We start from the raw sequence: 11,871 nt of genomic DNA, 5'->3' as shown, positions 1-11,871 counted from the left end.
CTGAATCCATGGCTCGCGCGATCGTCTACACCGAAATCGGCTCCCCCGACGTCCTCCACCTCACCGAGGTGCCCGATCCCCTCGCCGGACCCGGCGAGATCGTGGTGCGCATCGAGGCTGCGGGTGTCAACCCGATCGATGCGAAGATCCGCGGCGGGCGCCGCCCTTCCCCGCCCATCACCGAGCCCCGCCCGGTCGGCTTCGACGGCGCCGGCGTCGTCGATCAGGTGGGCGACGGCGTGGAGGGCTTCTCGGTCGGCGACCGGGTCGCGATCCGCGATGCGCACGGCACCTACGCATCCGCCCTGCTCGTGCACCCCGAGAACCTCGCCCTCCTGCCCGACTCGGTGACCGCCGCGGAGGGCGCCGGCATCGGCATCCCCGCCGGCACCGCCTACCAGGTGCTGCGCTCGCTCGCCGTGGGCCCCGACGACGTGCTGCTCGTGCACGCGGGTTCCGGCGCCGTCGGCCAGGCGGCCGTGCAGTTCGCCGTGGCGTGGGGCGCGACCGTGATCGCGACCGCCAGCCCGTCGCGCCACGCGCAGCTGCGCGAGCTCGGTGCGATCCCCGTGGCCTACGGCGACGGCCTGCTCGAGCGCGTCCGCGAAGTCGCGCCCTCGGATGTCACCGTCGTCTTCGACGGCGCCGGAACCGACGAGGCCATCGAGGTGTCGCTCGCGCTCGTCGCCGACCGCGACCGCATCGGCACGATCGTGCGCGGACCGGATGCCGCATCCTTCGGCATCCGCGCCTTCTCGGGCGGCTCGCCCGTCCCTCTGACCGATGAGGAGCAGGCCTGGCGCGCCGAGGCGCTGCCGAAGACCATCGAACTCCTCGCGAGTGGCGACTTCGTGATCGAACTCGGACCCGAGCTGCCCCTCGCCGAGGCCGCCCGGGCGCACGAGCTCGTCGAGCAGCACGTCGCGGGCAAGATCGTGCTGGTGCCGTAGGGCACAGTCGCGCGTCGGTCATACCCTCTACGCTGGGGACATGACTGGTCTTCGATGGGGAATCCTCGCGACGGGCGGCATCGCCGGCTCGTTCGCTTCCGACCTGCGCGCCGCGGGTCTCGACCTGGTGGCCGTGGGGTCGCGTTCGCAGGAATCGGCGGATGCCTTCGCCGCCCGCTTCGACATCCCGCACGCCCACCCGTCCTACGAGGCTCTCGTCGCCGATCCCGACGTCGACATCATCTACGTCTCGACTCCGCACCCGATGCACCACGCGAACGCACGTCTGGCACTCGAGGCCGGCAAGCACGTGCTCGTCGAGAAGGCCTTCACGCTGAACCAGGCCGAGGCCGCCGACCTGCAGGCCCTCGCCACCGAGCGCGGGCTGCTCGCGACCGAGGCGATGTGGACCCGCTATCTGCCCCACATGATCCGCGCGCGTGAGATCGTCGCCTCCGGCATCCTCGGCGAGGTGCGCTCGGTGAGCGCCGACCACACGCAGCTGCTGCCGTCCGACCCCGAGCATCGCCTGAACGCGCTGGAGCTCGGCGGGGGCGCCCTCCTCGACCTGGCGATCTACCCGATCTCGTTCGTCTGGGACATCCTCGGCGCGCCCACCAGCATCCACAGCGTCGCGCGTCTGGTCGAGACCGGCGCCGACGCCGAGGTCGCGACCGTCATGACCCACGAGGGCGGCGCGGTCTCGACCACGCTCTCGTCGTCGCGTACCGCCGGCCCGAACCGCGCGACGGTCCTCGGCACGAAGGCCCGCATCGAGATCGATCGCTTCTTCTGGTCGCCGTCTGTGCTGCGCGTGATCGACCCCGAGGGCACGGTGCTCGAGGAGTTCGATGGGCGTCTCGACCCCGAGGCCGGCGGCCGCGGCATGCAGTTCGAGGCTCTCGCCGCCGAACGCCTCGTGCGCGAGGGGAACCTCGCCGGCGACATCCTGCCGCTCGCCGAGTCCGTCGCGATCATGGGCGCGCTCGATGAGATCCGCCGTCAGATCGGCGTCCGCTACCCCGGCGAGTCGACCGGCGAGTCGACCGGCGAGCAGGCCTGATCATGGCCGAGCCCGCCGACATCCGCGTCGCCGTCTACCTCGACTTCGACAACATCGTCATCTCCTGGTACGACCGGGTGCACGGACGCAATGCCTACGGCAAGGACCGTCAGCGCATCAGCGAGAACCCGAACGATCCCGAGGTCGCCGAGCGCCTGCGCCTCGCGATGATCGAGGTCGGCGCGATCATCGACTACGCCGCCTCCTTCGGCACGCTCGTGCTCACCCGCGCCTACGCGGACTGGTCGTCGCCGGTGAATGCGGTCTACCGCTCGCAGCTCGTCGCCCGCGCGGTCGACCTGGTGCAGCTGTTCCCGGCCGCCGCCTACGCGAAGAACGGGGCCGACATCCGGCTCGCGGTCGATGCAGTCGAAGACATGTTCCGCCTGCCCGACCTCACGCACGTGGTGATCGTCGCCGGTGACAGCGACTACGTGCCGCTCGCCCAGCGCTGCAAGCGTCTCGGCCGGTACGTGATCGGCGTCGGCGTCGCGGGTTCCACGGCGAAGTCCCTGGCGGCGGCCTGCGACGAGTTCGAGGCCTACGACTCGCTGCCCGGCGTGCACCGTCCCGTCAAGAGCGCCCCGGTGGCCGAGGTCGTCGCCGCTCCCGCCGAGACAGCCGAGGTGGAGGCCGAGCCCGCGGCGGAGGCCCCGACCGATACGGTCAAGAAGAGCACCCGATCCCGCCGTGCCAAGTCGACTCCGACCGCACCGCCGCCCGAGCCCGTGATCGACCCGCAGAACGAGGCGACGCAGCTGCTCGAGCGCGCGCTGCGCCTGGGGCACGACAAGGCGGATGCCGACGAGTGGCTGCACAGCTCGGCGGTCAAGACGCACATGCGCCGCATGGATCCGTCGTTCAGCGAGAAGGGACTCGGGTACCGCTCGTTCTCGGACTTCCTGAAGTCGCGCGACGACATCGCCGAGCTCGAAGAGACCGGGCACGAGCGCCTGGTCAGGCTGCGCGACCGCTGATCCCCTCCCCGTTCTCGTCGTGACGGCCGAGCGCGCGCCACGACAGAGCGGCCACGATGACGGTGACTCCACCGACGACGGCGTAGGCGAGGCGCGGGTCGGTGAGCTGTGCAAGCGCACCCACGAGCACGCCGGTCACGACCGTCGACCCCGGCAGTGCCATGGCCCAGATGCCCATCACCCGGCCGCGGGTCGGCGTCGGGGTCGACAGCATGACCAGCGCGTTGGCGCGCGCGATGAACCACATCACGATCGCCCCGACCAGAGCGAGACCGATGAACAGCAGAGGCAGCATCGGTGCCGCCGCCGACAGAACGACCGCCAGACCCATCAGCGCCGCCAGCATCCGCACCTCCCCGCCGCGTGGTGTGGTCGGCCCGGTGGCCGAGAAGAACGCGCCGGGTAGCGCCCCCAGGCCGAAGGCGACGGCCAGCAGTCCGTAGGTGCCACCGTCGGCGCGGAAGACGTTGGCGACGATCAGGGGGATCACGACCGCGATGTTGTACCCGGCCGCCGCGCACACGGCGAGCAGGAGCGTCTGCCGCACCGGAGGCGTGTGCGCCACGAACCGCCAGGCACCCGTCGACGGCGGGTCGGGCGCGGCCGATTCCTCGACCACCGGATCCGACGTCGGCCGCGACCGCATCCGCAGCGTCAGCAGCACGACGATCGACGGCACGAACACCAGGGCGTTCACGACGAAGCACCACGCGGGATCCGCGAAGACGAGCAGCAGCCCCGCCACCGCGGGGCCCAGCACGCGCGCGCCGTTGATGATGACCTCGTTCATGCTCACCGCGCTCGTGACCCGCTCGCGCCCGACGAGGTCGAGCACCAGCAGCTGCCTCGCCGGATTGTCGGCGGCGAACGCGAGACCGTGCGCGAGCGACAGCGCCATCAGCATCCAGATCTCGAGCGCCCCGCCGAAGGCGAGCGCCGCGAGCACAGCGGCCACCGCCATCTGTGCGACGGCCGTCACCAGCAGTACCGAGCGCCGCGAGTAGCGATCCACGAGCAGTCCGATGAACGGGCCGAGGGCGAGCGTCGGCACCATCATGCACGCCGTCACGGCGCCGAGCGCGAGCCCATCACCCCCGAGCTCGACCACGAGCCACGCGATCGCGATCTGCGACGCGGCGCCGCCCGCCGCCGACAGCAACTGCGCGATGCTCCACCGGCGGTAGTCCCGGATGCGCAGCGCGGCGAACGATCGCGTGAGGGCTTCGCGCGTGAAGCGATCGCGCCAGGAACTCACTGGTTGCTGAACGCGGCGTCGAACGAGGCCGTGGGCTTCGGCCACAGCAGCGATCGGACGTACTCGACGGCCCGGGCGGCGCCGTGCAGACGATCCATGCCGGCATCCTCCCACTCGATCGAAATGGGACCGGTGTACCCGATCGCATCGAGCGCGCGGAAAGAATCCTCCCAGGGCACGTCGCCGTGCCCGGTCGAGACGAAGTCCCAGCCGCGCCGCGGGTCGCCCCAGGGGAGGTGCGAGCCGAGCACGCCCGCCCGTCCGTTGTGCGGCCGCAGCCGGGTGTCCTTGCAGTCGACGTGGTAGATGCGGTCGGCGAAGTCGACGATGAACCCGACCGGGTCGACGTTCTGCCACATCATGTGCGAGGGGTCCCAGTTGAAGCCGAAGGCCTCACGATGGTCGATCGCCTCGAGCGCCCGCACCGACGACCAGTAGTCGTAGGCGATCTCGCTCGGATGCACCTCGTGCGCGAACCGCACGCCCTCGGCATCGAAAACGTCGAGGATCGGGTTCCAACGGGCGGCGAAGTCCTCGAATCCGCCGTCGATCACCTCTTCCGGCACCGGCGGGAACATCGCCACGTACGGCCAGATCGACGACCCGGTGAACCCGACGACGGTGTCGACGCCGAGCTTGCGGGCCACGCGCGCGGCGCGCTTCATGTCGTCGGCGGCGCGCTGCCGCACGCCCTCGGCGTCGCCGTCGCCCCACACGTAGTCGCGGAGGATCGCCTGGTGACGGAAGTCGATCGGCGCATCGCACACGGCCTGGCCGGCGAGGTGGTTCGAGATCGCGAAGACCTGCAGACCGTGGCGGTCGAGGATCTCGAGGCGGGATGCCGCATAGGCGTCGTCCTCATCGGCGCGCCGCAGGTCGAGGTGGTCTCCGGATGCCGCGATCTCCAGCCCGTCGTAGCCCCACTCGGCGGCGAGCCGGGCCACCTCCTCGAACGGCAGATCGGCCCACTGGCCGGTGAACAGGGTGACGGGATGCGTGCTCATCGTTGTGCCTCCGTTGGCGCTGCGGGGTAGTTCTCGGCGATCCACGCCCAGCTCGTCTTCGCGCTCTCGAACGGCTCCATGCTGGGCTTGTCGACCTCGATCAGAACCGTACCGCCGAAATCGTCCGGCAACTCGGCGAGCGCCTCGCGGATCGGCACGTCGCCCAGGCCGGGTTCGAGGAAGAAGCGCTCGGCCATGACGTCGAAGTAGGGCGTCTTCTTCTCGCGCGCCGTCTTCGCCAGGGCGAGGTCCATGTCCTTCACGTGCAGGTCCGAGATGCGGTCCGAGTGCGCGGCCACCCAGGCGACGACATCCGTACCCGTCCACGCCAGGTGCCCGATGTCGGGCCCGGCGGCCAGCAGCGACGACGGGATCGCGTCCAGCACGTGGTCGTACTCGGCCTCGGTCTCGATCCACGTGCCGACGTGGTTGTGCAGCGCGGGCGTCACGCCCTCGGCCGTGAGCACCTCCGCCGCCTCGCCGATGACGTTCACGACCCGATCGAGCCGCGCGGCGTCGAAGGCGTGACCGGAGGCCGCCGCCTCGTCGATGCGGGGTCGCCCCGGGGCCATGTCGGCCGCGAGGAACACGCGGTCGAGACCCAGGTACAGCGACTCCTCGGCCCGCCGACGGATGCCGTCGAACCAGCGGAAGTGCGCCTCGTCGTCACCCGTGTGGTCGCGCCCGAACTCCTCGGGGAGTCCGATGTGCACGTAGCCCGGTGTGACCTTCAGCCCGGAGTCCGCGACGACGCGGGCGTAGGACTGCAGCGTCTGGGTCGGCAGTACCTCGAGCATGACCGACGAGAACCCGGCGTCGCGCACCTGGCCGAGCACGGTCGGCTGGCGGGCGAGGAAGCTCGGTCGGTCGAACTCCCATCCGACGCTGCCGGGGTCGCCCGTCGAGTCGCCGAGCGACACGGTGATCCACTGGAGGGTGTTGAGCGAGAAGTGATCCCTGGTGAGCGCCATCGTGTCACTCCGTGATCTCGGCGACCCAGCGGGCCGTGTGGTGGGCACTGGCGACCGGGTCCATGCTGGCGCGATCGACCTCGATGATCACCCAGCCGTCCCACCCCTCGGGCAGCTGCTCGAGCGTGCCCCGCAGGTCGACCTGTCCGAGCCCGGGCTCGAGGTAGAGTCCGAGGTCGGTCGCCCGCTCGTAGCTCAGGCCCTCCTCGCGGCTGCGCCGCGCGAGTTCGAGGTCGAGATCCTTCAGGTGCAGATCCTGCACGCGGTCAGCCCAGCGCGCGATGGCATCCTTCGCGCTGATGCCCGCCCACTCCAGGTGGCCGATGTCGAAGGCCGCGCCAAGGCGCTGCGCGTCGATCGCGTTGAGCACGTGCTCGTACTCGTGCTGCGTCTCGATCCACGTGCCGACGTGGTTGTGCAGCCCGGGCTTCACGCCCTCGGCGTTCAGCACGTCGACGGCCTCGTCGATCAGATCGGTGAGCTCGTCGAGGCGATCCTGCGAGAAGTCGGCCCCGATGGCCGGCTTCTGCCAGCGGATCGCCGTCTGGTCGACCTCGGCGGCGAGGAAGATCGTGCCGATCCCGAAGTAGTTCGATTCCTCGGCCTTGCGACGCACGGCGTCGAACCAGTGGATGCGCTCGAAGGTGCCGCGCTCCAATCGGCCGCCGTGGTCGCTCGCCAGCGGCACCTGCACGTAGCCCGGGGCGAGGGTCAGCCCCGACTCCCGTACCATCGCCGCATAGTTCTGCAGGGTCTGCGTGTCGAGCACCTCCATCATCGTCGCCCCGAACCCGGCATCCCGGATCTCTCGGAGCACACCGGGGTACTCGGCGACGAACGCGGGATCGGCGAAGCGCCACAGGCTCGCGCTCTCCAGGTCTTCCGGGTCCTCCTTCACGTTGATCCACTGGATCGCATTGAGGGCGAACTTCAGGTCCTTCACGGCCATGGGAGGGGTCCTTTCGAGGGGCACGTCGGGGCGGTCACTTCAGCCCCGTGGCGGCGACGCCCTGGATGAAGTACTTCTGCAGGAAGAGGAACAGGATGAGGATGGGCAGCAGCACCACCATGGCGCCGGCCAGCAGCAGACCGAACGAGATGGTGTTGGAGGCCTGCGACGCGACCGAGAGGCCGACCGGCGCGGTGTAGGTGTCCTGCGACTGGGCGACGACGAGCGGCCAGAGGAAGTTGTTCCACGAGGTGAGGAACGACAGGATCGCGACGGTCGCGAGGCCGGGGCCGGTAAGGGGCAGGAAGACCCGGAAGAAGATCCGGCTCTCCCCCGCTCCGTCCAGGCGCGCTGCCTCCATGAGCTCGAACGGCACGCCGTGCGCGAACTGCCGCATGATGAACACGCACAGCGGCAGCACGAGCACCGGCAGGATGATCGCGATGAGCGAGTTCACCAGGCCCATCTGCACGACGATCACGAACTGCGGCACGAAGAGCGCCACGTACGGCACGATCATCGACGCGATCACGAGCGGGAAGACGAGGCCGCGTCCGCGGAAGCGCAGTTTCGCGAGCGCATACCCGGCCATCGCGCTGAAGAGCACGTTGCCCACGATCGCCACGCTCGAGACCACGATGCTGTTGAGCATGTAGGTGCCGAAGCCGCGGTCGGCGAACAGCTGGATGTAGTTCTGGATCTGGAAGGACTCCGGGAACCACGCCCCCGGGTTGCCGAGGAACTCGGCCTGCGTCTTGAACGATCCGAAGAACACCCAGACGAAGGGCAGGAGCATGAAGACGGTGATGACGGTGAGCGCCGTGTAGTTCAGCGCTTGACGCGTCGGAGACAGAGTTTTCAATGTTTCGGCCTCAGGATTCTGAACTGGACGATCGCGACGATTCCGACGAGCACGAGCAGCAGCACCGATCCCGCCATCGAGGCGGAGACGTTGCCGAACCCGAACTGCTCGTACACCCAGACGGCGATCGACTTGGTGGATCCGAGCGGGCCGCCCTTGGTGAGCAGGTACGGCTCTTCGAAGATGTTGAGGAAAGAGACCGTCTGCAGCACCGTGACGAGCAGTGTCGTCGGGCGCAGCAGCGGCAGCGTGATAGACCAGAGCCGGCGCCAGGCGCCCGCTCCGTCTGTCTGGGCGGCCTCGTAGATCTCCTCCGGTACGGCCTGGAGGCCGGCGAGGAAGAGGATCATGCAGGTTCCGGTCGTGCGCCACACGCCCATCATCACGACGGTGGTGACGGCCCAGCCCGGCTCGCCGAGCCAGTTCGGCGCCCCGAGACCCAGATCCGTGAGCGTCGTGTTCACCGGCCCCGTGATCGAGAAGGCGTACTGCCAGATCACGGCGGCGGCGACGATGTTGGTGATCACCGGCACGTAGGCCGCAGCCCGGAAGAAGTTGCGCAGACGACGGATGCCGTTGTTGAGCATGAGCGCCAGGGCGAGGCCGAGGGCCATGCTGATCGGCACGCAGATCACCACGAACATCACGGTGTTCAGGAACGCGCTCTGGAATCCGGGGTTGTTGATGATGTCGACGAAGCCCTGGAATCCGGTGAAGTTGACATTGAACGGATCGCGGATGTCGCGGGCGCTGATGTCGGTCAGGCTCGCCCCGATCGCGAGCACGGCGGGGATGCCCGTGAAGAGCAGGAAGATCGCGAGGAACGGGGCGAGGAACAGCCACGCGGTGGTGGCTTCGGCCCGCGATCCCTCGTGCACCTTCCTGATCCGTCGAGGACCGGTGCCTCGGGGGCGTCGCGAGGACGCCCCCGAGGTGACCATGGTGCGGGTCGCAGTGGTGGACATGATCGCGGTCAGTTACCCGTCCCGATGGACTCGGCCTGCGCCTGAGCCTCGTCGAGAGCGTCCTGCGCCGAGACTCCGCCGCGCACGACCTTCTCCATCTGCTCACCGATCACGGTGCCCACCTGGCTCCAGGTCGAGACCTTCGGCAGGGTGACGCCGGTCTCGAGACCGGCCTCGACCGTCTGCAGCAGGCGGTCCCCGGCCAGCGCCGGGTCGTCCCACGCCGACTTCACGGCCGGCATGTTCTTGAAGATCTCGAACCACTTGACCTGACTCTCAGGCTCCGACATGAAGCGGGCGAACTTCCAGGCCGCGTCCTTGTTCTCGGAGTCCGAGGGCACGAACCAGCTGCCGCCGCCGACCGTGGTCGCGGCGTCGCCGTCGGGGCCGACCGGCATCGTGGTGAGCGAGAGGTGCTCGTCCGCCCAGCCCTCTCCGTTCGCGTCGTCGAACCAGCCGACGAACCAGGGCCCGCCGTCGATGATCGCGGCGTTCTTGCCCGTGGTCGACCACGAGACCGTGTCGAGGAAGGCGGGGCCGTCGGGCGAGGCCAGGCCGTCGGCCATCAGGCCCGCCCAGTACTCGAGCGCCTCGACGTTCTCGGGCGAGTTGATCGTCCACGTCGAGAGGTCGTCGGAGATGAACCCACCGCCGTTCTGCTTCGCGAAGGTCAGCAGCTGGCGGGCGGTGTACGAGTCGTAGGCCGCGTAGAGCGCGAGCGGCCACTCGACACCGGAGGCCTTGAGGTCCTCGCCGAAGGTGCGCAGGCTGTCCCAGTCGGTGGGAGCCTCGGCACCCGCGGCCTCGGCCAGGTCGGTGCGGTAGATGACCATGTCGGCGTAGGCATACCACGGCACACCGTAGGCGACGTCGTCGTAGACCGAGTTGTCCCAGATGACCTCGAAGAAGTCGTCGGGGTCGACGAGGCCGTCGGGCACGGCGTCGAATCCTCCGGTCGAGATCAGCGACGACTGCGTCTCGGTGAACGCGTAGATCAGGTCGGGCACGGTGCCCGCGGTGATCGCCGCGGTCATCTTCGACGCGAACTCCGCTTCCGGGATCTGCGTCATGTTGATCTCGACGTCGGGGTTGTCCTTCGTGAACTCCTCGAACATCTGGGGCAGTTCGGCACCGTCGGCGCCCTGCGTCCAGATCTCCAGGGTTCCGGTCGCAGGCTTGTCGTCGACCTTCGTGGATGCGCCGGCGTCGCCGCCGCCGCTGTCGCCGCCGCGGCCGCAGCCGGTGAGCAGCAGGGCGCTGGACGTGACCAGCGCGATTCCGAGCATCGTCGCCCGGCGTCGCGAAGTGGTGTGGAAGTGCATCGCGATCATCTCCTTGGTGGGTAGGGGTACTGCAGGGTCAGAGGGAAGCGGCGACCGCGCGCGCGATGCGCACCGAGAGCGTGGCTCCGGTGAGCGTCGAGTTGCATGTCAACGCGGTCGGGATCACGCCGTTGCCGGCGAGATAGAGGTTGTCGAAGCCCCAGACACGGCCGTCGGTGTCGACGACGCTCGTGCCGTCGTCGTCGGGGGCCATCCGGACGGTGCCGGTGTAGTGCAGGGATGCCCCGGGGGGCTGCACCTCGCGGTCCTCGGTCGGGAAGTCCCCGATCACGGCCGCTGCCGTCCGCTGCACTTCCTGGGTGCGACGGATCTCCTCGAGGTCGGCGCCGGAGTACGAGAAGTGCACGGTCATGTGCGGCATACCGAGGGCATCCGTCAGCTCGTCGGAGAACTCGATGCGGTTCTCGGCGCGGATCTCGGTGGCGCAGTACCAGCCCACGCTGAGCTTGTGGCGCCCCTCGAACTCGCGCTCCATGAGCTGGCCGTGCGCGGGGCGGGCGGCACCGATCGACGGGCTCCAGAACGAGCCGATGAACGGTTCCCCCGCGGGCGGCTGGATGATGTCGGCATCCGTCAGGCCGAAGCGGGAGGCGTCGATGTCGACCTCGCCATCGATCGTCGCATGCTCGTTGAGGTAGGCGCCGAGGGCGGTGGGGCGGATGCCGGAGGCCCAGAGCAGCTGCGGAGTGCGCAGCGCGTCTCCCGCGATCAGCACCTGCGCGCCCCGCGCGGTCGATTCCTCGCCGGTGACGAGGTCGCGGTAGGCGAGGCCCGTGACACGCGAGCCGTCGTGGTCGATCCGGTGCACCAGCACGCCGCTGCGCAGCGTGACGTTCGGCTCGCTGCCGTCGAACACGAAGGGGGCGATGTCCCGCGGACCGGTGCGCGCGAAGGGTTCGCCGACGCGCGGCACGCCGCCCATGGGCATGTACCCGAACTCGCGAGCGGGATCGGGACTCGGCACGGCCTCGCGGAGGGCCGCGAAAAGTGGCTTCTCGAACGGGTTCGGCACGCCCGCAACGAGGGGACCGACGTACGTGCGCAGCAGACCGCGCGCCGTCTCGAGGTCGGCATCCCACTCCGCACGCGGCAGGAAGGCGGGGATCTCCTCGGCGTAGGGCCAGGGGGTCGCGGCCGTCCAGTGCACACCCATCCCCCCGATGTTCCAGGCCACGGATGCCCCGGGGAAGGCGGCGAAGTTGTGTCCGAAGAACGCGGCGGGGAACACGCCGGACGACTCGGGATCCCAGCCGTCCCCCTCGATCGCGCTCATCGAGACCGCGTCCTTGACGTACTCGATCTGGCGCGCGCGGCGCATGAGGTCGTCGTACGAGGCGTTCATCGCGCTCTCGTCGGCCTCGACGAGGTGCTCGCCCGGCACGGAGGTGATCTCGCGGCCGGCTTCGAGCACCAGGATCGTGGCCTCGGGCACCTGCCGGTGCACCTGCTGCGCGATGATCGCGCCGTTCGGACCGGTACCGACGATCACGAGGTCGAAGCTGTCAGTCATCTGTGTTCCTTCTGTTCTGCGT

At 69.4% G+C, this 11,871-nt stretch carries 11 protein-coding genes; 3 read left to right on the top strand and 8 right to left on the bottom strand.

Annotated features, from left to right (window positions below):
• Positions 1 to 8: 8 nt before the first annotated feature.
• Genes ACIPVN_RS14670 through ACIPVN_RS14660 form a run of 3 tightly spaced genes read left to right on the top strand, consistent with a single transcriptional unit; the run spans position 9 to position 2,990 of the window.
• A complete protein-coding gene (locus tag ACIPVN_RS14670) occupies positions 9 to 950 on the top strand; it encodes a zinc-binding alcohol dehydrogenase family protein (protein ID WP_400444225.1) in 942 nt (313 codons plus the stop codon).
• A 40-nt stretch (positions 951 to 990) separates the two neighbouring features.
• Positions 991 to 2,013 carry a Gfo/Idh/MocA family protein gene (locus ACIPVN_RS14665; protein ID WP_400444222.1) on the top strand — a complete coding sequence of 341 codons (1,023 nt, stop codon included), beginning with the start codon at positions 991 to 993 and terminating at the stop codon, positions 2,011 to 2,013.
• Positions 2,014 to 2,015: 2 nt separating this feature from the next.
• Complete coding sequence (locus ACIPVN_RS14660) at positions 2,016 to 2,990, top strand: NYN domain-containing protein (protein ID WP_400444220.1); 975 nt, start codon at positions 2,016 to 2,018, stop codon at positions 2,988 to 2,990.
• Here the strand turns inward: ACIPVN_RS14660 and ACIPVN_RS14655 are convergent.
• From ACIPVN_RS14655 to ACIPVN_RS14620, 8 genes are read right to left on the bottom strand one after another with little or no spacing between them, the layout of a single operon-like run.
• Positions 2,971 to 4,245, bottom strand: a complete 1,275-nt coding sequence (locus ACIPVN_RS14655; protein ID WP_400444217.1) for an MFS transporter — start codon at positions 4,243 to 4,245, stop codon at positions 2,971 to 2,973. The two genes, ACIPVN_RS14660 and ACIPVN_RS14655, sit on opposite strands and share 20 nt — an antisense overlap.
• Positions 4,242 to 5,249: a sugar phosphate isomerase/epimerase family protein gene (locus ACIPVN_RS14650; protein WP_400444214.1), complete on the bottom strand. Its 1,008-nt coding sequence runs from the start codon at positions 5,247 to 5,249 to the stop codon at positions 4,242 to 4,244. The genes ACIPVN_RS14655 and ACIPVN_RS14650 overlap by 4 nt, the downstream gene beginning before the upstream one ends.
• Positions 5,246 to 6,220 (bottom strand): sugar phosphate isomerase/epimerase family protein, encoded by a 975-nt coding sequence (locus tag ACIPVN_RS14645; protein WP_400444211.1) that lies wholly within the window; start codon positions 6,218 to 6,220, stop codon positions 5,246 to 5,248. Before ACIPVN_RS14645 ends, ACIPVN_RS14650 begins: the two co-directional genes overlap by 4 nt.
• Before the next feature lie 4 nt (positions 6,221 to 6,224).
• Entirely contained in the window at positions 6,225 to 7,169 is a 945-nt protein-coding gene (locus tag ACIPVN_RS14640; protein WP_400444208.1) for a sugar phosphate isomerase/epimerase family protein, read from the bottom strand.
• A gap of 34 nt (positions 7,170 to 7,203) precedes the next feature.
• Positions 7,204 to 8,031, bottom strand: coding sequence for a carbohydrate ABC transporter permease (locus tag ACIPVN_RS14635; protein ID WP_400444205.1), 828 nt, complete (start codon positions 8,029 to 8,031; stop codon positions 7,204 to 7,206).
• Positions 8,028 to 8,996, bottom strand: a complete 969-nt coding sequence (locus tag ACIPVN_RS14630) for a carbohydrate ABC transporter permease (RefSeq protein ID WP_400444202.1) — start codon at positions 8,994 to 8,996, stop codon at positions 8,028 to 8,030. Before ACIPVN_RS14630 ends, ACIPVN_RS14635 begins: the two co-directional genes overlap by 4 nt.
• 8 nt (positions 8,997 to 9,004) lie before the next feature.
• Entirely contained in the window at positions 9,005 to 10,327 is a 1,323-nt protein-coding gene (locus ACIPVN_RS14625; RefSeq protein ID WP_400444199.1) for an extracellular solute-binding protein, read from the bottom strand.
• 28 nt (positions 10,328 to 10,355) lie between these two features.
• Positions 10,356 to 11,849 carry a GMC oxidoreductase gene (locus ACIPVN_RS14620; RefSeq protein ID WP_400444196.1) on the bottom strand — a complete coding sequence of 498 codons (1,494 nt, stop codon included), beginning with the start codon at positions 11,847 to 11,849 and terminating at the stop codon, positions 10,356 to 10,358.
• Positions 11,850 to 11,871 lie beyond the last annotated feature (22 nt).

Source organism: Microbacterium sp. NPDC090003 (assembly GCF_044748385.1).
In the GTDB taxonomy this organism is placed as follows: Bacteria; Actinomycetota; Actinomycetes; order Actinomycetales; family Microbacteriaceae; genus Microbacterium.
Note: the sequence above shows the minus strand (reverse complement) of the source record. Positions and strands in the feature narration are given on the sequence as shown.

Excerpts from the sequence above, each read along its gene's own strand:
- ACIPVN_RS14670 (WP_400444225.1), top strand. The coding sequence starts at position 9 with ATGGCTCGCGCGATCGTCTACACCGAAATCGGCTCCCCCGACGTCCTC.
- ACIPVN_RS14645 (WP_400444211.1), bottom strand. The coding sequence starts at position 6,220 with ATGGCGCTCACCAGGGATCACTTCTCGCTCAACACCCTCCAGTGGATC.
- ACIPVN_RS14620 (WP_400444196.1), bottom strand. The coding sequence starts at position 11,849 with ATGACTGACAGCTTCGACCTCGTGATCGTCGGTACCGGTCCGAACGGC.
- ACIPVN_RS14665 (WP_400444222.1), top strand. The coding sequence starts at position 991 with ATGACTGGTCTTCGATGGGGAATCCTCGCGACGGGCGGCATCGCCGGC.
- ACIPVN_RS14630 (WP_400444202.1), bottom strand. The coding sequence starts at position 8,996 with ATGTCCACCACTGCGACCCGCACCATGGTCACCTCGGGGGCGTCCTCG.
- ACIPVN_RS14660 (WP_400444220.1), top strand. The coding sequence starts at position 2,016 with ATGGCCGAGCCCGCCGACATCCGCGTCGCCGTCTACCTCGACTTCGAC.
- ACIPVN_RS14625 (WP_400444199.1), bottom strand. The coding sequence starts at position 10,327 with ATGATCGCGATGCACTTCCACACCACTTCGCGACGCCGGGCGACGATG.
- ACIPVN_RS14640 (WP_400444208.1), bottom strand. The coding sequence starts at position 7,169 with ATGGCCGTGAAGGACCTGAAGTTCGCCCTCAATGCGATCCAGTGGATC.
- ACIPVN_RS14650 (WP_400444214.1), bottom strand. The coding sequence starts at position 5,249 with ATGAGCACGCATCCCGTCACCCTGTTCACCGGCCAGTGGGCCGATCTG.